The sequence below is a fragment of the Priestia flexa genome (assembly GCF_021441905.1).
Lineage (GTDB): Bacteria > Bacillota > Bacilli > Bacillales > Bacillaceae_H > Priestia > Priestia flexa.
The window spans coordinates 965,810-991,438 of the sequence record NZ_CP090431.1 but is presented as its reverse complement, the minus strand read 5'-3'; the positions used below and the strand labels follow the sequence as shown (position 1 = coordinate 991,438).

The following is a 25,629-nucleotide window of genomic DNA, read 5'->3' as shown; positions in this document are numbered from 1 at the left end:
TCCACCTTTATAAAAGCTAATTCTCATCATTTGACCGTTCACGTACAACGTTTTGTTCGCTAATAAGCTTCGGTCTCGTATTCATTTTCTTTAACGAACGACGAATGAGCGCATCTTTTTGGTCACTACTTACAAATGGAGCCATTGGTGTCATATATGGAATACCAAATGAACGTAAACTGCACAGATGTAGAATCATTAAAATAAGTCCTAAAATAATTCCAAACAATCCAAATGTTGCTGCTAAAAACATCAAGGCAAAGCGAAGCATCCTTACAGCAATCGCCATATCGTAAGCCGGCGATACAAAGTTACTGATGGCAGTTATGGATACAACAATGACCATCGCTGGTGAGACCAACCCCGCCTGTACCGCAGCCTCCCCTAATACGAGCGCTCCTACAATCGAAATAGCAGAACCTACGGCTCTTGGCAATCGAATTCCTGCCTCACGCAAAATTTCAAAGACCACTTCCATAATCAATGCTTCAATTACGGCTGGAAAAGGGACACCTTCACGCTGAGCTGCAATACTAACAAGCAAACCAAACGGCAGCATTTCTTGATGAAAATTGGTAAGCGCAACATAAGCTGACGGCGTTAATAAAGCTAAGAAAAATGCGACGTATCGAATAATACGAATGAGTGTACTAATATCTGCACGCTGATAATAATCTTCAGCAGCTTGAAAGAATTGAATAAACAAAGCCGGGACTAATAGCACAAACGGCGTTCCGTCTACAAAGATTGCTACTCGACCTTCTAAAAGACCTGCTGATACTGAGTCAGGTCTCTCTGTGTTATAAATTGTTGGAAAAGGAGTATAATCTTCATCCTGAATAAGCTCTTCAATGTATCCGCTCTCTAATATGCCGTCAATATCAATTTTAGAAAGCCGGGACTTTACTTCTTTCACCACTTGCTTATCAGCTATTCCTTTTACATACATAATCGCTACGTCTGTTTGCGTTACTTTACCGATTTTCTGAGACTCCATTCGTAAATTAGGAGATTTAATCCGTCTTCTTACCAGTGCCGTATTGGTGCGCAGCGTTTCAGTAAAGCTATCTCTTGGTCCACGCACTACTGTTTGAGCCTGTGGTTCTGAAATCGCTCTTTCTCCCCACCCTCTTGTACTAGCAATGATACACGTTTGATAACCTTCTATAAATAGAGCCGTATCACCTGATAAAACATGTAAGATGACGTCATCTAAAAGAGTCACCTCTTTAATTTCCCCAATTGCTAAGCTGTAATTTTTAATGAGCTCAAACATGTTCACAGCACCATCATCATGAACGAGCTGTTTCGTATGATTATGCATGATTGATTCCATGGTAAACTCTTGTACGCTATCCTCACTCGCCAATCCATCAATATAGATAAGCCCTAATCGAAATTTCTCTTGAACTGAAATGGCAAACTCGCGGCAAACCACATCAGCACTATCTCCAAGCTCTGCTTTCATCGCATTCAAGTTATCTTTTACGCTTTTTAACAGTTCAGTATCGGAAGATGAAGGTTCAGCTATTGGTTGTGATTCATTTTCTTTAGGCTTTTTAGATCGATTTTTTAATTCTGATAGTTTTTTTATTCGCATACGTCATCCTCCATTTTCCAAACGGCACAGCGTTCCTCTTCAAGTCCTTATAGTTTCTGTCTATGCAGGAAATTTATTCAGTTATCTTGGTATTTTTAACCGCCTTATAGAGCAAGAGCTTTGACAATGGTTCTCTACATTTTGTAGGATTAGATGGATTGCTAATTTATTCAGCTACTCATTTAGCATGATTTGCAAACTGATTTTAGCAATAACGATAGTTTAATTAAGAAGGAGTGACGAAAGATGGGACAATCATTACAAGGAAAAGTAGCCATCATTACTGGTGCTGGTAAAGGTATTGGCCGAGCAACAGCGCTTGATTTAGCAAAAGAAGGTGTCAACCTTGGCTTACTAGCACGTACAGAAGCTGATTTACAAGCCGTTGCACAAGAAGTCGAAGCATTAGGTGTAAAAGTTGCTTATGCTACAGCAGACGTATCTTCAATGGAAGAAGTAAATAAAGCCGTTGATTACTTATATAACCAACTAGGTAAAGCAGACATTTTAATCAACAATGCCGGCATCGGAAAATTCGGAGGCTTTTTAGAACTATCTCCTGAAGAATGGAAGCAGATCATTGATATTAACTTAATGGGTGTCTATTACGTTACAAGAGCTGTTTTACCACAAATGATTGAGAAAAACGGTGGAGATATCATTAATATCTCCTCTACTGCTGGACAAAAAGGAGCTCCTGTAACAAGTGCATACAGTGCTTCAAAATTTGGTTTATTAGGTCTGACAGAATCGCTTGCTCTTGAAGTACGCAAACACAATATTCGCGTAACTGCTTTAACACCAAGTACAGTTGCTACAGAGCTTGCTTATAAGGAAAACCTAACAGACGGTAATCCTGAAAAGGTAATGCAACCTGAAGATTTAGCGGAAATCATGGTAGCACAGCTGAAGCTACACCCTCGTATCTTTATTAAATCAGCTGGTATGTGGTCTACTAACCCTTAATCTAAACAAACAAAAAGCCCCTCGATTTAGAGGGGCTTTTATTATTTATTTTTTGGCGTAATTTCTTCTGCTAATTCTTCAAATGACTTTACTTTGCCATGAGCTGGATTTTGCGACTGTTTACGCACATTCCATTGACGCTCTTGCTGTCTTTTTGATTGTGTCATCGTTCATCATCCTTTTCTATAGTGTTCCTTTCTAGGATGTGCGAAAAACGGACGAATATGCTTGCCACTTTTATTCAACTAAATGCCGTTGAAACCACTTGTCAATCTCAGCATTATACTGATTATAATAGTTGCTTAGTGGGTGATCTCCGCCTTTGTATAAGACATATTTATACTCTTTGTTTTGTTCTTCAAGCTGCGCAACTAGCTTTTCTGCTTGCGTATGATGTACCTTTTTGTCGTGATCTCCTTGTAAAATAAGAAGCGGCGAATTTACCTTATCGCTCCAATACACAACCGATCGACTTTTATATCGTTCAGGATACACCTTAGGATCTCCAACAATATCTCTTAGCACTTGCTTCATTTCAGGACCCCGTTGGTCGTAGAACTGAAACATATCCGTAATTCCAGATTGAACAACCACCGCATCAAAGGATATGCCATTTTTCATGGTTAAATACGTCATCATTCCACCGCGAGAATATCCAAACGCTACTTTTTGTTCAGGGTTTACATAAGGCAACTGTTCTCCCCATTTAATGAGGTTAAGGACATCATGAATATCGTCCCCGCCGTATGTTTCTACTCCTTCGCTTCCACCATTACCACGATATTGGGTTGTAACCACAACATAACCTTTATCCGCCCATGATGATAAGTAGCGCAGCGTTTTATCTCGAATCATACCGTGCTCACGGTTCCCGCCACGATTATAAACTAGCAGTGGATATTTTTTATCCACAATGTCTTTTGGCTGTAATAAAAAACCTTTAACCTGCAACCCATCGCTTGGATATGTGATTTGATATATATCAACACTACTAGCATAAGGTGAAAATAAATGCACTTTCTCTTTATTAACATCGCCGCTTTCCGCTCGATAAAAAACAGCGGTTACGCCAAGTACAACGATGGTAAGTAGTACAATGAACCCCCACTTTTTCAAACAGAATCCTCTCCTCAATTACTAACTTTTATCTCTTTTTATGATGAGCCGTTTCTTTTTGCTCTACCCTTTTTAAATGTTTGCTAAAAAGGATTTTTGTGGAATCCTTCACAAATAGCTCTTCAACTAAACGTTATGGTTTATTGTATTACTACTTTCTCTTTTTTGGAAGAGAAAGATTAGAGCTTCTACTCACATTACCTCTAACAGCAAATATTAAACATGATTGGTACAATAAAAAGCTTTGAATTCTTAATAAGTAATTAAGAATTCAAAGCTTTTTAGATCATAAGTTATTTTTGTTTAGCAATACCAAGTCCTGTGTAGCCCAAAATTACAGCAAATATTGGACATAGCAGACAGAAAAATGCAAAAGGTAAATAATCGACAACTGGAACACCAAGTGTTTGTGAAATGAAAGCTCCACTTACTCCCCACGGAATTAATGGGTTAATAACTGTTCCTCCATCTTCTAGCGTACGAGATAAGTTTTTCTCCTGCAAGTTCCACTTCACGTAAAGAGGCTTGAATGTTTGCCCAGGTAATAAAATAGATAAATACTGCTCGCCTGTTATAACGTTAACACCAATAGATGAAAGAACTGTTGAAAACACTACATCGCCACTTCTTCGCACTTGCTTAGCTAATCCTTCAATTAAAGCTTGAACAACACCAAGTTCACGCATCAACCCACCAAGAGCTAGCGCAATAATGACAAGGGACACTGAAAACATCATGGAGTCCAGTCCGCCTTTTGTGACAATAGCATTTACAATTTCATTTCCTGAATCAATTTGACCACCGCTTTGAAGAGCCCCAAGCATGCTTCCTAATGTAACAGTTGGCTGTAATAATACCCCTGTTATTACGGCGATGATAATTCCAATTACCAACGTAGGGAGTACATCAAATCGTTTAATCGATAGAATTAACACAACAAGCGGTGATAAAAGTGTTAGAAGATTAAGGTTAAACGTATCACCTAATGCACTTTGTACAGCTTCAATATCTCCATAGTTTACACCTGTTCGATGTGTGCTTATGCCAATGACCAATGCAATTACAGCCGTTACAATAATACTTGGTAACGTGGTCCACAACATATGGCGAATGTGATCACTTAGAGAAACGCCAACAATCCCTGAAGCAAAGTTAGTTGTGTCGGATAAAGGAGACATCTTATCACCAAACACTGCTCCTGACACAATGATTCCTGCAGCTAGGCCTGGATTCACCCCAATAGCCGTTCCAATTCCAAATAAAGCTACTCCAACCGTGCTAATCGTTGTAAATGTACTTCCCGTAAAGCTCGATACTAAAATTGTGATTAAAAGTGCGCTAATTAAGAAATATTGCGGTGAAATCCAATTGAATCCATACGATAAAATAGTTGGGATCGTTCCGCCCACCATCCAGGCAGCAATTAATACACCAACAAGCATAAGAATTAAAATTGGCTTAACCCCTACTTTAATCCCTTCTACAATGCCATGTTCAAAAGTTTTCCACTTACCACCCATAAGTGCTCCAATGGTACAAAGCGCTACAATGCTAATAAGCAATGGAACATGTGGTGCTAAACCTAATAAAAATAATGATGCAAAAATAAGTCCTAATAAAACAACGACAATCCCAATTGACTGTCCAAATGTTATCTCTTTTTTCATTAACTTGTTCCCCTCAATCTCTTTTTCACTTAAACGCTTTTATGCTTTTATGCACTAAACATAGTTGAAGTATATGGGTTATTCCTACTACTGTCAATCGCTTCTCGCCAAAAAAACAACATCGTCAATAAATTCCACTCTCTTTTCTATGTTTTGCCCAATTCTAACCGGGTACATTACCTATACTTCTTATTTATAATTATTAAAGGAAAAGGTGATTGGAACGGAGGATATGAGACTCCTACGGGATCAGCGAGGCAGCTTGAAATCCCACAGGAACGGAGTGACGAGGAAGTTCAACGCGAGCCCCGTGGAAAGCGAACAATCCGGAGTGGAAATCACAACTCGTTGCGTATGCTCCTTCCTTCAAAACAAAAAGACAGCGAAGCAGGACTTGTTTCTTCTATTCCAGAAGCCTGTGATTGGAACGGAGGATGTGGGACTCCTACGGAATCAGCGAGGCAGCTTGAAATCCCGCAGGAACGGAGTGACGAGGAAGTTCAACGCGAGCCCCGTGGAAAGCGAACAATCCGGAGTGGAAATCACAACTCGTTGCGTGCATTCTTACTACATCTCATATAAAAGGTAATAAACAAACCACAGAATATTCTACTTAAAATAAGAAATAACTTCCAAAACAAAAGTGTAAGCAAAACACTTGAAAGTCAAAAAAGGTCAAAGTATAATGAACTCACAAAGGTCAAATATAGTCAAAGTCAAATTGACTAATTGATCAATGATTACATTCATTTAATCATTCTAAGGAGGTCTTTTAAATGATGTGTCAAAACTGTCAACAACGTGAAGCAACAATTTATTTAAACGTACAAGCTAATCAACAAAAATCACAATATCGTTTATGCCATACATGTTATCAATCATTAATGAAACAAAGTAAAATGCCGTCTGGATTTGGAGGTGGGCACTTCATGAACATCGATGATTTATTCAATCAATTAGCAAATGAACAAGCCATGAATCAATCAGCTCAGCAGCCTACTCCTCAGCAAGGAGGTAACGGGGGTGGATTCTTAGATGAATTTGGTCGCAACCTAACACAAATTGCAAAAGCTGGACTAATTGATCCTGTTATTGGACGTGACGAAGAAATTGAACGCGTCATTGAAATTTTAAACCGCCGTAACAAGAACAACCCTGTTTTAATCGGTGAACCTGGTGTAGGTAAAACCGCTGTTGTCGAAGGCTTAGCATTAAAAATTGCAGAAGGCGACGTTCCTTCAAAGCTCATGAACAAAGACGTATACTTACTAGACGTCGCTGCTCTTGTAGCAAACACGGGTATTCGCGGTCAGTTTGAAGAGCGCATGAAGCAGCTAATCGCCGAACTACAACAACGTAAAAACGTTATTGTATTCATTGATGAAATCCACTTGCTTGTTGGAGCGGGTTCTGCTGAAGGTTCAATGGATGCAAGTAACATCCTAAAACCAGCATTGGCGCGAGGTGAACTTCAAGTCGTAGGTGCCACAACGCTGAAAGAATACCGCGCTATTGAAAAAGATGCGGCTCTTGAACGTCGTTTCCAGCCTGTGATGGTTCATGAACCATCTGTTGACGAAGCCGTTCAAATTTTAAAAGGCATCCAAAACAAATACGAAGCGTATCACAGCGTCAACTTCACAGAAGATGCAATTAAAGCTTGTGTAAATTTATCACATCGCTACATCCAAGACCGCTTCTTACCTGATAAGGCCATTGACTTATTAGACGAAGCTGGCTCAAAAATGAACTTAAAAGCAGGTATCTCAAACAAAGACGATATCGATAAACGACTAAAAGAAATTGCTGTGGAAAAAGAAACAGCTTTAAAAGAAGAAAAGTACGAAGCGGCTGCCAAACTTCGCGATGAAGAAGCAAAACTTGAAAAGCAGCTAAACCAAGAACAAGATAAAGCTGAAGTTACCGTTGAGCATATTCAAGCAATCATTGAAAAGAAAACGGGTATTCCAGTTGGGAAACTTCAAGAAAATGAAGCTCACAAAATGAAGAACCTGTCAGCAAACCTTTCCGACAAAGTCATTGGTCAAAGCGAAGCCGTAGAAAAAGTTGCAAAAGCAATTCGTCGCTCTCGTGCTGGGTTAAAAGCTAAGCATCGTCCAATTGGATCTTTCTTATTTGTTGGTCCAACAGGAGTTGGTAAGACAGAGCTTACAAAAACTCTAGCAGAGGAAATGTTTGGCACAAAAGATGCGATGATTCGTCTTGATATGAGTGAGTATATGGAGAAACACGCGGTGTCTAAACTAATTGGCGCACCTCCAGGATACGTAGGTCATGATGAGGCTGGCCAACTAACTGAAAAAGTACGTCGTAACCCTTATTCAATCATCTTATTAGATGAGATTGAAAAAGCGCACCCTGACGTTCAGCATATGTTCCTACAAATCTTAGAGGACGGACGTTTAACCGATAGTCAAGGTCGTACAGTAAGCTTTAAAGATACTGTAATCATCATGACAAGTAACGCAGGTGTGGGAGAAAAGAAAATTACGGTGGGCTTTGAATCTGAAAATGCAGCTCTTAGACATGCATCTGTTTTAGATTCACTATCTGCTTACTTTAAGCCTGAATTCTTAAATCGTTTCGATGCCATTATTGAATTTAATCACCTTGAACAAGAACATCTGGTTAAGATTGTTGAGCTTATGCTTCAAGAATTAAAAGAAACGCTTAAAGAACAAAACATCGCCCTACAAGTTACAGATAAAGCGAAAGAAACACTAGCATCTCTTGGCTACCACCCGGCATTTGGTGCTCGCCCACTGCGTCGCGCTATACAAGAGCATGTTGAAGACCAAATTACTGACCTTTTACTAACGGATGAAGAAGTCAACGAGGTATTCATTGATGTCAATGAACAGCAAGAAATCCGCGTCACTTCTAAACTGAAATAATGAAAAAGGAAAAAGCGATTCCCTTGGGAGTCGCTTTTTTTCTATTTGTTTTATTGATTATCTTCTTGGTCATCTGTTGATTCGTCTGTTTCCTCTTCAGCTGGTTCCTCTGCCTCTTCTGTTGCATCTTGATCTTGCTCTTCTGTATCTTCTTCTACGGCTTCTTCCTCAACTGGTGTTTCTGCCGGCTCTCCAGTTGTTTCTTCCGCATCTTCCGTTTGTTCTTGATCTGTCGTGTCTTCTCCCTCTTCTGCACTACATGCTGTCATAAGCGTAATTGCTGCAAATGCTCCAAATAATTTGACTAAGAAACTTTTACTCATCGTACCTGTCCCCTTTCAAATCAATTGAGCCACTATGTACGTGCATCAACATGGCTCTTGAGATGATTATAGTTCAAAAAAAAGGAAAAAAGAGCGTTTTTACAGTCTTCTAACAAACTCTTTACACTATGCTCATTTCTTTATATTTCTCATTCATTTCCTTTACAAAGTAACAAAAAGCGAGCCACTTCAGCTCGCTTTTCCTTACAATGATTGATCATCTATACTATTTAAATAAGCCTTAATCTCACCAACAACTGACTTTACGCAACCGTCTTCAAAAGGAGAAAGCAAATTGGCTTCTTTCACAAGCGAAGTAAACGACTTACTTCCACCCAGCTTACATAAGTGCAAATAGTCTCTCCATGCCTCTTCATGATTTTCATTATCTTTTTTCCAAAATTGAAATGCACAAATTTGCGCCAGCGTGTAATCAATATAATAAAATGGATCGTTATAAATATGGGATTGCTTTTGCCAAAATCCGCCGTTTTCAAGGTAAGCTTCCCCATCATAGTTTTTAGAAGGCATGTATTTATGTTCTAGCTTTCTCCATTCATTTTTTCGCTCTTTTGGCGTGAGCGTTGGGTTTTCATAGACAACATGCTGAAACTCATCAACTGCTACACCATAAGGTAGAAAAAGAAGGCCTGAGCTTAAATGAGTAAACTTATACTTTTGTGCGTCTTCTTTAAAGAAACTTTCCATCCACGGCCACGTAAAATACTCCATGCTCATAGAATGAATTTCAGCTGATTCATAAGTTGGCCAATAATATTCCATTACCCCAATATTTCGGCTTTGATATACTTGAAAAGCATGTCCTGCTTCGTGAGTTAATACATCAATATCACCTGAGGTCCCGTTAAAATTCGAAAAAATAAACGGTGCTTTATAACGTTCTAAAAACGTACAGTAGCCTCCACCCGCTTTGCCTTTCTTTGCAACTAAGTCCATAAGATTATTATCCATCATAAAAGCAAAGAATTCATCTGTTTCTGCTGAAAGCTCACTATACATCTTTTTACCTTTCTCAATAATCCAGCTTGCATCTCCTTTTGGGGTTGCGTTGCCTGTTTGAAATTCAAACGACTCATCATAATAGAGTAATTCGTCAACTCCAATACGATCTGCCTGTCTCTTTTTAAGTTCTTCTGCTAATGGAACAATTTCTGTTAAGACTTGCGCGCGAAATGCTTGAACCATCTCTGCGTTATAGTCTGTACGAGTCATACGTGCATACCCAAGCTCTACAAAATTTTTATACCCCAGCTTTTTTGCCATTTTTGTTCGTACTTGAACTAACTCATCATAAATCCGATCAAATTCATCTTCATGGTCTTTAAAAAATTGAAAGCGTGAAGTCGCAGCACTTTTTCTAGTTTCTCTGTTTGGTGACTGCATGAAAGGCTCCAGCTGAGCAAGAGTGCGTTCTTCACCGTCAAACATAATTTTAGCGGAGGCTATAAGCTTCGTATACTGAGAAGAAAGTCTGTTTTCTTGTTGTAAATCTTCAATGATAGACGGATGGAACGTTTTTAATTGGTTTTCAGCTAATGCAAATAGCTGCGTTCCTAATGCAGCCTCTAGCTCTTCGCGAAAGCTTGATGAAACAAGCGCTTCGTAGTATTGATGCATAAGCTCTTCATACAGAGGGTTGATTTCATCAAAATAATCCTGTTCGTTTTGATAAAACTCATCGTTTGTATCAATGGAATGGCGAATATAACATAAGTTGCTCATCGTACTATAATCTGTTCGCAACTCGTTTAATTCTTCAATCGCTTCGTACTGTTTTTCAATGGTTTTAGCTTCTTTTAAAATGCCAATGCTTTGTTTAAACTCTTTTTTCAGCTGATTTAAATCCGGTCTTTCATATGTATATTGATGAAATGTCACGTCTTTTTCCCCTCTCTTTTTATAGGCTCATTTATGTACTTCGTGATGATTACATAATCTCCTTTAAACAATCCGCAATCGCTATTTTCTCACACAAAAAAAGCATCAAACCGATGCTTTTTTGCTTTATTCAGACGGCGTATACTCATCTGCATAGTGTCCAATTTTCTTTAGTAGCGAAATGGCTACTTCTTGCTCTTCACTTGTAAGAACAGATAAAATACTATGAATGCGCTTCTCATGATCAGGAAACATGCTTTCAATCATTTCTTTTCCTGCTTCTGTAATTTGCGCATACGTGACACGACGATCATTTGGACAAGCTACACGCTCTAAAAAGCTCTTTTTCTCTAGCTTGTCAATAACATACGTGATGCTACCGCTTGCTAATAAAATTTTGCCACCAATTTGCTGAAGAGGCTGTTTTCCTTTATGATATAAAAGCTCTAATACAGCGAATTCAGTTGGGTTCATACCGTGTTGTTGAATAAACTTATGAACATGCTCCATAACGGAACGATTCGCTCTTGATAGAACAATGAATAATTTTAAAGATTGATCTAATTCTTCTCGATTTACTGTTGAATCCATTTTTATCAGTTCCTTTTTTAATTTATCTCGATATCAAGATAATACTAAAATCTGGTTAAAAAGTCAACGAAGCAAGCTAAACAGTAGATTTCTTCTAGTTGTTCTACTACAATAGATATAATTAGATTAAAAAGGTGAAGCTTATGAAACCATCTCATTTATTTTTTAATTCAGCAATTGGTTCACAAAAACCAGAAACCATTGTAAATCGTCAAAATCCTTGTCCATTCTGTGATGTGGACTCCTTAACAGGCATTATTGAAAAAGAAGATTCAATTATTTGGTTAGAAAACAAGTACCCAGTTCTCCAAAATGCTTACCAAACTGTGATTATCGAAACAGATCAATGTCAATCAGAACTATCAGAATATCCAAAAGAGCATTTGTATAAACTGTTTTCGTTTGTCACTACTCGCTGGCTACAGATGATTGAGAGTAAAAAATATGAGTCCGTCTTATTCTTTAAAAATCACGGACCCATGTCAGGTGGTTCTCTTCGCCATCCGCATATGCAAATCATTGGATTAAAAACGTTTGATACAAGCTCAAATATTACTGATGCACATTTTGAAGGCATCTCAATTCAACAAAATAAAGATGTCGAGTTTAACTTATCTACAAAGCCAAGAATGGGATTTTTTGAATTTAACATTGTGACATCGAATATTGAAGAACATAATAAAGAAGTAGCTGATTATATTCAAGCTGCTACTCATTATTTGCTTAATCATTTCCATCGTAGCTGCACGAGCTATAACCTGTTTTTTTATCAGTTGGATGATGGACGAAGTGCATGTAAAGTGATTCCTCGCTTTGCAACCTCTCCGCTGTTTGTTGGGTATGGAATCCCTCAGGTGTCAAACAAAATTGAAGAGATTGCAAAACAAGTTCACTCTCTTTATTTTTCAAAATAAGCAACAATGAAAAAAGCTTGAAGTAATGTTCTTCAAGCTTTTTTCATATGAGAATATGAAAGAAGTTCTGCTTTCGCGAAAGAATAAAGAAGATTATAATGAGTGTAGTAATGATGTGGAAAGATAGAAGAAAAAGGAGATTGTTATGACAGACGTACTTATAGGCAGTATTCTTTCTGCACTATCTACAGGACTTGGTGCTGTGCCAATTCTGTTTATGAATCAGGCAGTAACGCACCGTTGGAAAGACGTGTTGCTCGCGTTTACAGCCGGAATTATGATGGCTGCTTCAACAATGAGCTTAATTCCTGAATCCCTTGCAAGCGGAAGTTTTTATTCGTTAGCAATCGGGCTTTTACTCGGGGTCATGACGCTTACAATTTTAGAACAAAACATACCTCATATTGACTTAGAACATTCTAAAACAGGGATTCAGTTTGACGAAAAAGCTTTATTAATTATTGCAGCAATTACGCTACATAACTTGCCAGAAGGATTATCAGTTGGTGTAAGCTATGCATCTGATGCAGAAAATACCGGAAACCTGATTGCTTTAGCCATCGGATTACAAAATGCACCGGAAGGATTATTAGTTGCTTTGTTTTTAGCGCAGCAAAATATCAGTAAGTTCAAAGCATTTTTTATTGCAACATTAACAGGATCAGTAGAAATTATTACGTCACTACTTGGTTTTTATCTCACTAATTTTGTCGAGTCTCTTGTGTCGTATGGATTAGCATTCGCAGCTGGAGCAATGTTGTTTATCATTTACAAAGAGCTAATACCGGAAAGTCATGGAGATGGAAATGAACGCTTTGCAACGTATTCTTTCATCATGGGCCTATTATTTATGGTTTTTCTTATTAACTTCTTTTAAGGTACAAGTAGATATAGGGCAGATTCGAGCACAGCTTTGCTGCCCTTTTTTACGATTTTGAAAAAGACAAAAAGCGACTGATTGTTGCTGTAATGCTTGTCCGATCTTCTTCCTCACGTAACAGTTGTTTTTGATAAAGCGTTAAAAGTTGATCTAGCTCTTGACTACAGGTAATCGTTTCTTCACTTGATAAACCTGTTTTTCCACCAATCTCCACCATTTTTTGTCTTTTCCTCACAATTTGTATAAATAACGCTTCTGATTTACTTTGCTTTTTTAAACCAAACACAAGATCCTCTCCTATTAAAAGAAAAATTAGCCTATAACGCATTATTACAAATTCTACTAAATATGTAAATAGAGTCGCAATAATAGACATTTTTCTTATAAAGTTTTTTTATCCTAAAGAAAGAAAGCGTTACCAACGTTGATTTCTCAACCTTTAAATTTTTAAAAAAAATTCCGCTTCGACAAAACATGCAAATATGACAACGCATCTACAAATTCTGCAACGTCTCCTTTAGACGATAAAACCGACGTGATAAATTCACGTCGGCCTCTGATTATGTCGCTTTTTGAGAAGCAATTTGAACCGCATCCCAAACGGTAGCAAAAGGCGGAGCATAGCTAAGATCTAGCATGGTTAATTGCTCAGTTGTTAGCCGTGCCGTAATGGCTGTTGCAAACACATCAATCCGCTTGGCTGCTTCTGACTTACCCATAATTTGTGCTCCTAGTATAATATGTGTATCTTTTTCATAGATAAGTTTAACCAACATTTTTGTTGCATCTGGATAATACGGCGTATGATTATAAGCGTCTACCGTAACCGCTTTATATTGAAGGTTTTCTGCTTTTGCCTCTTTTTCAGTAATTCCAGTTTTAGCAACTTCTAAATCCATAACTTTTAGGATGCTGGTACCAATGACACCTGGGAAATGTTTATCTTCTCCTCCTAGGTTTGCGCCTAAAATTCTCCCTTGCTTATTAGCAATTGTACCAAGTGAAAAATGAACCGGCTTTTTCAACACAAGATGGTAGCTGCTTGCACAATCACCTGCTGCATACAGGTGCGGAACGTTGGTTTCCATTTTGTCATTAATGAGAATCGCACCGTTTTCGAGCATTCGAATGCCGTTTCGCTCTAAAAAAGATGTATTTGGCTTCACTCCCACATTTACAATAACAAGGTCTGCTTCATACGTATTTTTATTGGTGCGAACCGCAGTTATTTTTTCACGGTCTGCAATTAACTCTTCTACTTGTTCATTGACATGAAAAGCAATATCATTTTTCAGCTCGCCCTGTATTCGTGTAGCAATTTCTTCGTCAAACATGGATAGTATATGATTCCCACGCTCAATAACAGACACTTGCTTTCCTAATAGATGCATGGTCTCTACTAATTCCATTCCAATATATCCACCGCCGATAATCACAACTTTTTGTACATTTTCTTCTTTTAAATAACGATGGATGTTCGTACTATCTTCTAACGTCTTTAATGAAAAAACATTTTGAGCATCAATCATAAAGGGTGGCTTTACAGCTGAAGCTCCCGTTGCGATAATAAGCTCATCGTACGACACTTCTTGTGACTCATTTGTTTGATGATTATGTACAACAACATATTTCTTTATGTGATTCACTTCTTTTACTTCATGTTGAAGATGAACCGTGATATCACGCTCTTTAAACTCATCAACTGTTCGAGCGATAAGACTTTCTTGCTCTTTCACAACACCTGATAAATAATACGGCATACCGCATGCACTATATGAAACATCTCGGCCTTTTTCAAATACAATAATTTCGGCTTCTTGATCTAAGCGACGCAGCTGAGATGCTGCACTCATACCACCTGCAACGCCTCCAATTACAATAATTCGCTTCATTTTATAGCCCCCTTTTTATTTGCATATTTCCCTTACTTTGCCCGATTTCAAACAAAAAAATTGCACGAAGATGACAAAGTCACCTCGTGCAATCTACCGTAATCATTTCTTTGAACGATAGTATGTAAGAGCTAAAGCCGCTGCAAGAACCGTTCCTTTAATAATATCTTGTGTATAATACGGAACATTTAACATCGTTAAACCATTTAAGAGAACGCCAATTAAAATAGACCCCAGCAGCGTGCCAATAATATTCGGTTTACCTGCTCCAAATACAGAGAAGCCGATATAGGCTGCGGCAACGGCGTCCATTAGAAAAGGAGCTCCTGCATTCACTTCTCCTACCCCAATTCGCGCTGCTAACACAACTCCTCCAATCCCCGCTAGTAAGCTAGATAACACATAGGCATACATGCGGTAGCGGTTGACTGGAATTCCTGAAAGCCTCGCTGCTTCCATATTTCCACCCGTTACATAAAAGAATCGTCCGTATTTTGTATACGTGAAGAAAATATGTACAACGAGGACAGCAAGGAGCATAATAATTACTGGCACCGGAACTCCCAAAACATGTCCTTGTCCTAAGGCTAAAAAAGAAGGAATAAAGATTCCAGGTGCACGCTCTCCACTTTCTAAAGGCATATTCGTATAAATAGCCGATCCTTTCGTATAGGTTAACAAGATTCCCTGCACAATAAACATCATTGATAGCGTGGCTAAAATATCAGGAATTTTAACTTTCACGACAAAAAATGCATTCACAAGCCCTACAAGAAGTGAAGCTAAAATAGGAATCAACAATGCCACTAGCAGCTCTTGACGGTGCAATACAAGCATCGATGCTGATAGAATGGTTGCTAACCCAGCCGTCGAGCCAACTGATAAATCAAGACCATTTACAGTCAGTGAAATTGTCACACCTAATGCGATAAGCGTTACAATTGAAATCGAACGTAAAATATCGCTGATGTTTCCTGGAGTTAAAAAATTGGGTGAAGCAATTGAAAAAAAGATGGTGACTAATAAAATGGCTACTACCGTACCGTATTTTGTGACAAACTCCATCAGCTGTCCTGTTTGTTTCTTTGCTTTTACTTGTTCATTCACTAACTCTGCACTCATACCGTTCCTCCAGACGCGTAATAAAATAGCTGTTCATACGTTGCTTCTGCTTTCGATAGTTCTTTTACAATTTTCCCATTATACATAACGTAAATTCGATCAGCCATGTTGACTAGTTCATCAAATTCACAAGTTGCATATAAAATGCCTTTTTGCTGTTTAGTTAGCTCATTCATTATTGAGAAAATCTCCTGTTTGGAGCCGATATCAATTCCTTTTGTTGGCTCATCAAATATATATACATCGGTCTCTTTTAAGAGCCATTTACCAATAGCTACTTTTTGCTGATTCCCACCGCTTAGCGTTTTTACTTTTTGCTCAACAGACGAGGCTTTAACACCAACATTCGCAGCAACACTCTGAGATGCTTCTTTTTGTTTTCGCTTTTGTACAAAAGACCATTTCGTAAAATCTTTTAAGCTTGGAAGTGACAAATTAAGTACAATCGATTCGTCTACTAAAATGCCTTCTTTTCGTCTTTCTTCTGGTATGAGAGAAAGCTTATTTTTAATATAGTAACGAGGAGAGCGATTTACTAAAAGCGGATGATTGCGCATTGATAGCTGACCCGCTGTTTTGTTCTCCAGACCAAATAAGCTTCGACATAGCTCTGTTTTCCCTGCGCCGACAAGTCCCGCAATGCCAACAACTTCACCTTCTTTAACATGAAAGGTAATATCTTGTAGTACGTTTGGCAAAGACAACTTTTCTACACGAAGCAGTTCAGCTCCCACCGCTACCTCTTCACGTACCGACTCCTGCGCTACTTGCTTCCCTAGCATAAATGTAATCATTTCTTGCATTGTAGATTGCACAATTGCTTTTGTCACAACATGCTTTCCATCTTTTAAAACGGTGTAAACGTCGCATAGGTCGCTAACTTCTTGAAGGCGATGAGAAATATAAATAATACCCATGCCTTTTTTCTTTAAGTTCGTCACAACTTCAAACAAACGCTTTGTCTCATGTTGACTTAGCGGTGCTGTTGGTTCATCTAAAATAATATATTCCGCATCTTGTAAGATCGCACGAGCGAGTAATACCTGCTGCTTTTCTGCTAGCGTTAATTCCGATACATTCTTTTTAACGTTTAACGTTGAACCCAGCATAGCAAGCGCCTTTTTCGCTTCAGTATCATGTTGCTTCCACTTAACAATTGCAGGGCTACCTTTACTTGTTTGGCGGTCCAGCACAATATTCTCTGCCACCGTTAGTGATGGTACAAGCGCGACATCGACTTCTTGATGAACAATTGCAATACCTAAGTTTTTTGCGTCTTTTGGAGAACCAAGCGTAACAGAATGACCATTTTTGTAAATGGTCCCAGTATATTCTGAGTATGCTCCAGATAATATTTTCATCAGCGTACTTTTCCCTGCACCGTTTGCTCCCAGTAAAGCATGGATTTCGCCTTTTTTCACGGTAAAGCTCACATCTTGAAGCGCTTGAAATGATTCAAATGACTTTGCGATATGCTTCATTTCTAATTGTTCGATCGTCATCTGCCTTCTCCTCTACTCTTTTTGATTCCAAGCTTCTACAAACTCACCCACTTGGCCCATATTAATAGGCGCATCAGGTAAATCATCCTGAGTGATGAGCGTTGGGTTAAACGAGTAATATCTCGGTATGTCTTGTCCAGCAATTCTTTGCAGAACAAATTCCACTTGCTTTTCGCCAATTGCTGCTGGATTTACCGCTGCTGATGCTTTCCATGGACTATTTTCTTCTTGCATCATCTGCAGATCTTCATCCGATAAATCGACGCCGTAAACTTTAATTTCATCTCGGCCAGCTTCTTTAATTGCACGCGTAGCTCCTTTGGCGAATTCGTCCCAAGGTGCCCATACGGCTGTAATGTCGCCTTTGTTTGGATATTTTTTCAAGATAGCCGCCATTTTTGTTTGGGTATCTAGCGATGTATTAGATGTAGCGTTTCCAAATCGCGCTACTTCTTCTACGTCCGGATAACGTTCTAGCATTGCTTCATAAATGGTGTTTCGCTTTTCCATTGGCGCAAAACCACCAACAAAAATGTACACAATCTTTCCTTCGCCATTAATATCCTGCATCATTTGCTTTAAGCCTTGCAGCGCCAACATATAGTCATCTTGGTCAATCGTTGTTACGCCGTCTACATCTAGCTCAACATCAAATGCAACAACGGGTATACCTTTTGCAACGGCACGCTTCACGCCAGGTTCCAACGTTTCAGAACGACCGTGCTTAATGATAATACCATCCACATTTTGATTAATTGCCGTATCTAAATACGCTGCCATTTTTGACTGATCGTTATTGGCATCTGACACGGTAAGCTGAATACCTTGTTCTTTGGCAGCCGCTGTTGCACCGCTAATATACTGGGCTGCGTGCGTTCCCGTCGTAAACTCGGCAATAAGAGCGACTTTCGTATCTTTACTAACGTTTTTTGCTGTGAAATTCGCCTCTGTCTTTTGTTCTTCTTTGACTTGTGGCTTACTTGCCGCGTTTATATCCGGCTGTTCGTTTGTACATCCAACCGTAACGAACAGGACAAATAGCAATAAAATAAATGGACTGTACCATTTTTTTACATGTTTCATCTTCTTCCTCCATCTATTACTATTCTCATAAAAATAGTAAGAATTATTCCTAGCGCAATGAAGAGCAAGCGCCGACTTAAAGCTTTTATTGCTTAAGAAAATGCCGCTTCATCAAGAACAGAAGCGGCATTTTCTTGCGTTAACCACGCATACATCCTGCTATTTTTCCTTGTCTACAATCTCAATTTATTCGTAGATTGGCACCCAGCCTTCTGTTGTAACAAAAATACGAACGGCTACTACTTTGCGATCTTCCATTAGTGTAAAATAATGACGCACATTTTCTGGAACAGAAATTAAGTCACCTGGCTCTAACTCGACATCAAAGAATGAACCATCTTTTCCTTGAATGACGAAAATACCATGTCCACTGACGATAAAACGAACTTCGTCGTCCGTATGGTGATGCTCACGCTGAAAGTTTTTTAATAACTCTTCTAAGTTAGGCGTTGTATCTGATAACGAAATCACATCTTGTGCTTGATAACTTCGTCGCTCAGAAATATCCCTAATCTCTGTATCAAATGAAGCTAAGATTTCTTCTTTTTCTTCGTCTGTTAAATTAAATTTTTCACGCAGATTTTCAGGTAGCTTTGTAATATCCCAATTTTCATAAATGACTTCATTATTAGCTAAAAAGCTTGCTACCTCTTCTTGATTTTCAATGCGTGCATCTGTTGCATGTAAACGAATGTTTGCCATATGTAACTCCCCCTTAAGTAAGTGTTGGTTGATTATATTTCTTTAGTGAAAGAATTTTCACGTGATAACTAAATAAAAACTCGTATGCTTCTAGCACTTTTTTCGCTTCAAATGCATTTTCCCCCCATACGGTAATACCGTGGTTACGAATTAAAACAGCCCCTTGATCCGCCGTTACATATTCAGCAAAGACTTCAGCTAACGTCGGAATGTCCGCATAATTCGGAATAATCGGAACGGTAACCTCTGCATCTTCTTCCCAAATACCGAGTGCTTTAATAATCTCTTGCCCCTTAAACGTTACCTTTCCTTCGTCGCCATATAGTTCAGAAATGACGTTGTTATCAATTGTATGTACATGCAGGCTGCACCCAGCGTTTGTATGACTATAAACCTTAACATGTAAAAGCGTCTCAGCGGAAGGTTTCAAGTGTGTTTCTTCCGCTGCTTTCCCATGGCTATCTACAAGTAAGAAATCTTCACTTGTACGCTTTCGCTTATCTTTTCCACTAGCTGATACGAAGAAGGTTGTTGGCTCTTCACTTACTTTAATCGATAAGTTACCACTAGTTCCAAAAAACCAATCTCGCTGTGCAAGTTCTTCTTTTACATCCGCAATCTCTTGTAAACGCTGCTGTGCTAAAATACTCATACTTCCACCTCCGATAATTCGTTAATATGTTCAATGACATCATGGAATGTTTCAAACGGCCGATGCGGTAAATGTAACTCTTTGCATTTCTGAAGCAAGAAATCACGTGCCAATACGCAATCAGCCATTTTTGCTGCCTGCAAATCCGTAATGGAATCTCCAATTACGATGATAAAATCTTTGTCATCTACCAGGTTTCGTATAATTGACGGCTTACAGCAGCCACAGCCATTTTCACAGTGGCTATCGCATGTATGAGGCCACGTAATTTTAATCGTTTGCCCTAAAAAATCTGAGCCGTTGCAGTAAAGGTTCTTTTTATCTATTTTGCCGTCTAACATTGGTTCAACAAAAAAGTCAATTCCTCCACTGACAATATATAGCGGAATATCCTTTTCTTTTGTGTAATGCACAAACTGCTCGAATCCTGTTCGAATCTCCGAACTTGATAAAATAAATGATACAATCTCTTCTTTTAAAGAGATTGGCAGTAAAGAGAACATTTTGCCAACGCCTTCTTGAATCGATACGCGCTCTGCCAACACATCATCTTTGATAGCTTCCCACTCACTTGGAGCAAACTTTTTCATAATGGCAATGATGTTATCGCTGTTTGTAATCGTACCGTCAAAGTCACAGAAAATCTTCACGTTCATCACCCTTTCACCTTCACTGCTCCCCATAGCTCAAGTGCTTTTTGTAGCGCTTCGTCATTTGTATCTTCTAAAGGCTGTCCAGCAAGCGTAGCATCAACTGCTGCACGGAATGCTTTTCCTCCACCGACTGCTCCATCTGGGTGACCGTGTACGCCTCCGCCTGCGTTAATAATGCTATCCACACCGAAATCGGAAATAAGCTGCGGAACCATGCCTGGGTGGATACCTGCTGATGGAACCGGGAACGTTTGCTTATAGGTATGTAGCGGTCTTGTTACCTCGTATGTAATTCCAGCTGTATCTTCAAGCGGCATCGCGACGCTGCCGTACGGTGATGGGAATAGTGAAAAATCTGCTCCAACAACACGAAGTAATTTTCCTAGTAAAAGAGAATTTGAGAATCCATGAAATTCAGATGGTGTTAACGCACCGCTTACTGCTGGGTGAGCCATGATTGGTAAGTTAATATCATCATCTTCACGAAGAGCTTGTAGCACATCTAGTCCATATGCAAACACGTTAAACAATAGAGCATCGGCTCCGAGCTCCGCTGCTTTTCTAGCTTTCTCTTTTAAATCAAATGTACGCCCCGTTAAATTTACGGCATATAGCGTACGATGACCCGTTTCTTTATATACTTCATCAAGAACTTTTTTCCCTTCTGTAATACGCTTTTCGAACGGTGTCAGTTCGTTGTCAAATAGGATTTCGTCATCCTTTACAAGATCGACACCTCCAAGTGCTTGTGCCCGAAGCTGCTCCGTTAAATAATCCATATCACGCCCAATTACACCTTTAAAAATACTCATTACAAGAGGACGATCGTACACTTTTAGTTTCTCACGAATCCCTTCAATTCCAAAGCGTGGGCCAGGAAAAGCGGCTAATGCTTCTTGTGAAAACTCTAAATCTAATAATTTTACTTTTCCGTCTAATGATAGTTTTCCGAAAACAGTAACTAAAATAGCAGGTAAATCATTTGTATAATTAGAAAGCGGATAACCAATTTTCACAATCGCTTGCTTTGTCGTTTGCTCTAAATAATTGTTGACGCGATCGCAGTCTTCAAGTAGTGTAATGTCAACTACGCGCCCTTTGTGCTTTCTAAGTTGCTCCTGCTCAAGCAGAGGTAGATTTGTCCAAGAACCTACCGTTAAGCCTAGAGCAATGCCTTCTGCTTTTTTTTCAAAATTTCCTTTTTCATCATGTAATAAATAACTTGCAACGATTTCACTCATTTGCTTCAAACTCCCTTGCTGTAAATTTCCCATCGTTACGAAATAAAAAAGCCTCTTCTTGTGAGAAAGAAGAGGCTTTTTTGCTCTCTTCTTATCTCTCAGCTACTGCTGCAAGATTTAGCACCGTGCTTAACAAAACGTTAAGTCGGTTGCCGGGCTTCACAGGGCTAGTCCCTCCACCTACTCTTAATAAGAAAATTGCTATTTATATTGTATAATCGATTTTCACGCTAATCGTATTCATCAAAAATATGTGTTTATGAATCAACAACTTCTTACATATTAAGCCAACTCAAAAAGAATTGTCAACGTATTTTTTGAATAAATTTAATTTAGCAATTCGATCAACCGCTTCTTTCAGTCGATCTTCATCGGTTAATAAACCTACGCGCACATAGCCTTCTCCGTATTCACCAAACCCAATTCCAGGAGCAACAACGACGTGTGCTTTTTCAAGTAACAAATCAGAAAATTCTTCTGATGTATAGCTTTTTGGAACCGGCAACCACGCAAAAAACGACCCTGGTGGGGCTTCAACGTCCCATCCGATTTCACGCAGTCCATGAATGAGAACCTGGCGACGAGATTCATAGCGTTCGACTAGTTCATCTACGCAGTTCTGTGACTCTAGTAAAGCAACCGCGGCTGCTTGCTGTATTCCGCTAAATACACTTACAAATAAGTGATCTTGTAAAAGATTAATCGCTTCAATAACGCTTTCGTTTCCAACAGCAAAACCGATGCGCCACCCCGCCATATTATACGTTTTGGATAGCGTATAAATTTCAATGCCCACTTCTTTGGCACCTGGAGTTTGCAGAAAACTAATGGGCTTTTGACCGTCAAACCCAATTGCGCCGTACGCAAAGTCATGTACAATGCACGTATCGTACTGGCGAGCAAATTCAACCGTTTTTTCGAAAAATAATGCCGTAGCTACTGCGCCGGTCGGATTATTTGGGTAGTTTAAAAACATGAGCTTAGCTTTTTGCTTCACTTCTTCGCTTATTTCCTCGTAAACTGGTAAAAAATCATTCTCTTTTTTCAAGGGCATAGCTTCCATTTTCGCTCGTGCTAGCTCCACTCCTGACCAATAGTCTGGGTAACCTGGGTCGGGCACTAAAACTGTATCTCCAGGATTAAGTAAACACTGAGGAATTTCTACTAACCCAGCTTTGCCTCCAAACAAAATAGCGACTTCTTTTTCGGGATTTAGCTGGACACCGTATTCTCTTTCGTAAAACGCTGCTGCCGCTTTTTTCAAAAAAGCTTGTCCGCGAAACGGTGAGTACTTGTGGTAGTTTGGATTTTCACTCGCGTCTTGAAGTGCCTTGACAATATGAGGGGGCGTTGGCTGATCTGGGTTTCCTTGCCCTAAATTAATCACATCATGCCCTTCTTTTATTACTTTTGCAACTTTGCTAACAAGGGATGCAAAAAATTGTTTCGGTAAACTCTTCAATAGTTCTGATTGTTCAAACTGCTTCATGTGAACACCTTCTCAAAAAATTCTTGAAATTCTAGTCACAAATAATATATTGTAATAGTCAACTTGTAAAGTCATTTTTATAAAATAAATCAGGATGGTGAAGTTTAATGAGCTTAAAAGTAGCGTGTTTACAACTTGATCTTGCATTTGGAAACCCTAAAAAAAATTACGAGCATGCTGAAAAAAAAATGAAGGAAGCACTGCTTGAATCTCCAGATATTCTTATACTGCCAGAACTTTTTGATACGGCTTATGATTTACAGAACCTCGACGCTATCGCGGACTCAGAAGGTAAGCAAGCGACTAGCTTTTTCTCTGCTTTCGCCAAAACACACAGCGTGAACATCATCGCTGGATCAGTTGCTAAGAAAACAAAAAGCGGCGTTACGAATACAATGTATGTCTTTAATCGTGAAGGCCAGGAGGTCTCGCAATATAACAAGCTACACTTATTTAAGCTGATGAATGAGCACTTATTTCTACAACCAGGTGAAACCAAAAACATCTTTACGCTTGAAAACTCATTATGCGCAGGCGTTATTTGCTATGATATTCGCTTTCCAGAATGGATTCGCGTTCATACAAGCGCAGGTGCAGAACTCCTTTTTGTGGTTGCTCAGTGGCCCAAGCCAAGACTTGCTCACTGGAAAGCACTTCTAGTAAGCAGAGCCATTGAAAATCAATGCTACGTGGTTGCCTGCAACCGCTCTGGAGACGATCCAGCTAACACATTTGCTGGTCATTCGTTAATCATTGACCCTTGGGGAGAAATTATTGCAGAAGCAGGTGAAAATGAAGAAATACTAACAGCAGACGTTGATTTATCAACCGTAAAGGCAATCCGAGAACAAATTCCGGTCTTTACAGATCGTCGCACAGAATTTTATTAAATTTCGCTGTTGACATCCAAAAATTCACATGATACGATGTTCTCCAGAAGTTACTAATAAGTCAAACAAATCAAAATTAAATAATATCTTTACTCTTATCAAGAGTTGGCTGAGGGATTTGGCCCTATGACGCCCAGCAACCGACCGTAATACCATTGTGAAATGGAGCGCAGCTTTTTAGCGCTATAAAACAATTCGTTGTTTTATGAAGGCACGGTGCTAATTCCAACAGAAAGAGAAATCTTTCTGGCAGATAAGAGGTTTGAATGACAATCAAGCCTCTTTCACTCACCGAAAGAGGCTTTTATATGATTTAAAAGCCTCCGGTATACTTATTTTTTATGGAGGTAGATAACGATGACAACAACAACTTATACATATGAGCCACTAAATGAAATTACAGCGATTAGACTTGTGAAACAGCTGAAGTTATTTTCGGAAAGTGAAGCTCTTACAGCTCGTGAAATTGGTGATGGCAATTTAAACCTTGTTTTTCATATTGTGAACGACCAAACCAACAAGTCCATTATTGTAAAGCAGGCTCTTCCTTATGCGAAAGTTGTAGGAGAAAGCTGGCCTTTATCACTCAAGCGCGCAACGATTGAAAGCAATGCGCTCAAACAGTTTGGCAGCTTAACACCCGAACTCGTTCCAGACGTTTATTATCATGATGAAAACTTAGCTGTTACGGTCATGGAAGACCTGTCTCACCTAACAATTTCTCGTACAGGATTAATCCAAGGAGAAACATACCCACTTCTTTCAGAACATATCGGTAGATTTTTAGCTCATATTGCATTTGAGACGTCTGACTTTGCGATTAAGCCACAGGAGAAAAAAGAGCTGGTTGCTCAATATATTAACCCTGATTTATGCAATATTACAGAAGACTTAGTGTTTACAGATCCGTTTTTTGATTACAATACAAATGAATTTGAAGAAACGCTTCGAAGCGATGTAGAAAACTTATGGACAGATGAAGAAGCTAAGCTTGAAGTAGCTAAGCTTAAACAAAAGTTTTTAACAAGTAGCCAAACGCTTGTACACGGTGACCTGCATACGGGTAGTATTTTTGCTAGTGAGCGCGAAACAAAAGTTATTGATCCTGAGTTTGCATTTTATGGGCCCTTTGGCTTTGACTTAGGACAGTTTGTTGCCAATCTTCTGCTTAACACCTTGTCTCGTCCTGCTCAAAAACGCAGTGTACTTTTGGATCATATCACCAAAACGTGGGATGTTTTCCAAACAACATGGAACAAACTTTGGGTTGAGTCTAAAGTGGAACCGTTCGTTAAAAATCCAAACTATTCCGACTATATCTTACAACAAACGTGGACGGATGCTGTTGGCTACGCAGGGTGCGAGTTAATTCGACGTACAATTGGATTGGCGCACGTAGTAGATATTGATTCATTGCCTGATGAAGAGCGCTTAAACGCTCAAAAAGCAGCTCTTCGTTTAGGACGTTATTTACTAACTCATCAAACAGAAATTAGTGCACATGATTTTAAGAACTTGATTGAAGAATGAAA

23 protein-coding genes and 2 riboswitches are annotated in these 25,629 nt (G+C 39.1%); of the genes, 6 read left to right on the top strand and 17 right to left on the bottom strand.

The window, feature by feature from the left end; genetic code table 11:
• Window positions 1-16: 16 nt before the first annotated feature.
• The gene (locus tag LZP85_RS04990; protein ID WP_119542948.1) at window positions 17-1,600 is read right to left on the bottom strand and encodes a spore germination protein; all 1,584 of its coding nucleotides are present in this window, start codon (window positions 1,598-1,600) and stop codon (window positions 17-19) included.
• Between the two features lie 246 nt (window positions 1,601-1,846).
• Between LZP85_RS04990 and LZP85_RS04985 the strand changes: the two genes are divergently transcribed.
• Entirely contained in the window at window positions 1,847-2,566 is a 720-nt protein-coding gene (locus tag LZP85_RS04985) for a 3-ketoacyl-ACP reductase (RefSeq protein ID WP_061786151.1), read from the top strand.
• A gap of 41 nt (window positions 2,567-2,607) precedes the next feature.
• Here LZP85_RS04985 and LZP85_RS04980 read toward each other — a convergent pair whose 3' ends face one another.
• The 3 genes from LZP85_RS04980 to nhaC form a co-directional block, all read right to left on the bottom strand.
• On the bottom strand, window positions 2,608-2,733 hold the full coding sequence (locus LZP85_RS04980) for a DUF6254 family protein (RefSeq protein WP_226639071.1): 126 nt from the start codon (window positions 2,731-2,733) through the stop codon (window positions 2,608-2,610).
• Window positions 2,734-2,803: 70 nt separating this feature from the next.
• A complete protein-coding gene (locus LZP85_RS04975) occupies window positions 2,804-3,682 on the bottom strand; it encodes an alpha/beta hydrolase family protein (protein WP_119542947.1) in 879 nt (292 codons plus the stop codon).
• A gap of 293 nt (window positions 3,683-3,975) precedes the next feature.
• Window positions 3,976-5,349: a Na+/H+ antiporter NhaC gene (nhaC, locus tag LZP85_RS04970; RefSeq protein WP_025908409.1), complete on the bottom strand. Its 1,374-nt coding sequence runs from the start codon at window positions 5,347-5,349 to the stop codon at window positions 3,976-3,978.
• A 776-nt stretch (window positions 5,350-6,125) separates the two neighbouring features.
• Here nhaC and LZP85_RS04965 point away from each other — a divergent pair.
• A complete protein-coding gene (locus LZP85_RS04965; protein WP_206782759.1) occupies window positions 6,126-8,264 on the top strand; it encodes an ATP-dependent Clp protease ATP-binding subunit in 2,139 nt (712 codons plus the stop codon).
• Window positions 8,265-8,314: 50 nt separating this feature from the next.
• On the opposite strand, the gene LZP85_RS04960 is transcribed toward LZP85_RS04965, so the two are convergent.
• From LZP85_RS04960 to LZP85_RS04950, 3 genes are all read right to left on the bottom strand, one after another.
• Window positions 8,315-8,587 carry a hypothetical protein gene (locus LZP85_RS04960; protein WP_061786601.1) on the bottom strand — a complete coding sequence of 91 codons (273 nt, stop codon included), beginning with the start codon at window positions 8,585-8,587 and terminating at the stop codon, window positions 8,315-8,317.
• Between the two features lie 204 nt (window positions 8,588-8,791).
• Window positions 8,792-10,486 (bottom strand): M3 family oligoendopeptidase, encoded by a 1,695-nt coding sequence (locus tag LZP85_RS04955; protein WP_025908406.1) that lies wholly within the window; start codon window positions 10,484-10,486, stop codon window positions 8,792-8,794.
• Between the two features lie 126 nt (window positions 10,487-10,612).
• Complete coding sequence (locus LZP85_RS04950; protein WP_025908405.1) at window positions 10,613-11,077, bottom strand: MarR family winged helix-turn-helix transcriptional regulator; 465 nt, start codon at window positions 11,075-11,077, stop codon at window positions 10,613-10,615.
• 143 nt (window positions 11,078-11,220) lie between these two features.
• Between LZP85_RS04950 and LZP85_RS04945 the strand changes: the two genes are divergently transcribed.
• Together LZP85_RS04945 and LZP85_RS04940 are read left to right on the top strand one after the other, a co-directional pair.
• Window positions 11,221-11,991, top strand: a complete 771-nt coding sequence (locus LZP85_RS04945) for a DUF4931 domain-containing protein (RefSeq protein WP_061786600.1) — start codon at window positions 11,221-11,223, stop codon at window positions 11,989-11,991.
• Window positions 11,992-12,136: 145 nt separating this feature from the next.
• Window positions 12,137-12,868 (top strand): ZIP family metal transporter, encoded by a 732-nt coding sequence (locus LZP85_RS04940; RefSeq protein WP_025908403.1) that lies wholly within the window; start codon window positions 12,137-12,139, stop codon window positions 12,866-12,868.
• A 49-nt stretch (window positions 12,869-12,917) separates the two neighbouring features.
• Here LZP85_RS04940 and LZP85_RS04935 read toward each other — a convergent pair whose 3' ends face one another.
• From LZP85_RS04935 to LZP85_RS04890, 10 genes are all read right to left on the bottom strand, one after another.
• On the bottom strand, window positions 12,918-13,157 hold the full coding sequence (locus LZP85_RS04935) for an aspartyl-phosphate phosphatase Spo0E family protein (RefSeq protein ID WP_025908402.1): 240 nt from the start codon (window positions 13,155-13,157) through the stop codon (window positions 12,918-12,920).
• Between the two features lie 274 nt (window positions 13,158-13,431).
• Complete coding sequence (locus tag LZP85_RS04930) at window positions 13,432-14,763, bottom strand: CoA-disulfide reductase (protein ID WP_206782761.1); 1,332 nt, start codon at window positions 14,761-14,763, stop codon at window positions 13,432-13,434.
• A gap of 102 nt (window positions 14,764-14,865) precedes the next feature.
• Window positions 14,866-15,885: an ABC transporter permease gene (locus tag LZP85_RS04925; protein ID WP_025908400.1), complete on the bottom strand. Its 1,020-nt coding sequence runs from the start codon at window positions 15,883-15,885 to the stop codon at window positions 14,866-14,868.
• Window positions 15,882-17,387 carry a sugar ABC transporter ATP-binding protein gene (locus LZP85_RS04920; protein WP_076513061.1) on the bottom strand — a complete coding sequence of 502 codons (1,506 nt, stop codon included), beginning with the start codon at window positions 17,385-17,387 and terminating at the stop codon, window positions 15,882-15,884. The genes LZP85_RS04925 and LZP85_RS04920 overlap by 4 nt, the downstream gene beginning before the upstream one ends.
• Before the next feature lie 12 nt (window positions 17,388-17,399).
• Complete coding sequence (locus LZP85_RS04915) at window positions 17,400-18,470, bottom strand: sugar ABC transporter substrate-binding protein (protein ID WP_206782762.1); 1,071 nt, start codon at window positions 18,468-18,470, stop codon at window positions 17,400-17,402.
• 186 nt (window positions 18,471-18,656) lie between these two features.
• A complete protein-coding gene (locus LZP85_RS04910; protein WP_206782763.1) occupies window positions 18,657-19,172 on the bottom strand; it encodes a 1,2-dihydroxy-3-keto-5-methylthiopentene dioxygenase in 516 nt (171 codons plus the stop codon).
• 13 nt (window positions 19,173-19,185) lie between these two features.
• On the bottom strand, window positions 19,186-19,824 hold the full coding sequence (locus tag LZP85_RS04905) for a methylthioribulose 1-phosphate dehydratase (RefSeq protein WP_206782764.1): 639 nt from the start codon (window positions 19,822-19,824) through the stop codon (window positions 19,186-19,188).
• The gene (locus tag LZP85_RS04900; protein WP_206833404.1) at window positions 19,821-20,480 is read right to left on the bottom strand and encodes a 2-hydroxy-3-keto-5-methylthiopentenyl-1-phosphate phosphatase; all 660 of its coding nucleotides are present in this window, start codon (window positions 20,478-20,480) and stop codon (window positions 19,821-19,823) included. The genes LZP85_RS04905 and LZP85_RS04900 overlap by 4 nt, the downstream gene beginning before the upstream one ends.
• Window positions 20,480-21,718, bottom strand: a complete 1,239-nt coding sequence (gene mtnW / locus LZP85_RS04895) for a 2,3-diketo-5-methylthiopentyl-1-phosphate enolase (RefSeq protein ID WP_206833405.1) — start codon at window positions 21,716-21,718, stop codon at window positions 20,480-20,482. Before mtnW ends, LZP85_RS04900 begins: the two co-directional genes overlap by 1 nt.
• Window positions 21,719-21,806: 88 nt before the next feature.
• Window positions 21,807-21,914: riboswitch (SAM riboswitch) on the bottom strand.
• 96 nt (window positions 21,915-22,010) lie between these two features.
• Window positions 22,011-23,207 carry a pyridoxal phosphate-dependent aminotransferase gene (locus tag LZP85_RS04890; RefSeq protein WP_226639063.1) on the bottom strand — a complete coding sequence of 399 codons (1,197 nt, stop codon included), beginning with the start codon at window positions 23,205-23,207 and terminating at the stop codon, window positions 22,011-22,013.
• A gap of 107 nt (window positions 23,208-23,314) precedes the next feature.
• On the opposite strand from LZP85_RS04890, the gene LZP85_RS04885 reads away from it, so the two are divergent.
• Both LZP85_RS04885 and mtnK read left to right on the top strand, forming a co-directional pair.
• Window positions 23,315-24,097 carry a carbon-nitrogen family hydrolase gene (locus LZP85_RS04885; protein ID WP_061785079.1) on the top strand — a complete coding sequence of 261 codons (783 nt, stop codon included), beginning with the start codon at window positions 23,315-23,317 and terminating at the stop codon, window positions 24,095-24,097.
• 92 nt (window positions 24,098-24,189) lie between these two features.
• Window positions 24,190-24,357, top strand: a riboswitch (SAM riboswitch).
• A gap of 97 nt (window positions 24,358-24,454) precedes the next feature.
• Window positions 24,455-25,627: an S-methyl-5-thioribose kinase gene (gene mtnK / locus LZP85_RS04880; protein ID WP_025908391.1), complete on the top strand. Its 1,173-nt coding sequence runs from the start codon at window positions 24,455-24,457 to the stop codon at window positions 25,625-25,627.
• Window positions 25,628-25,629: the final 2 nt, after the last annotated feature.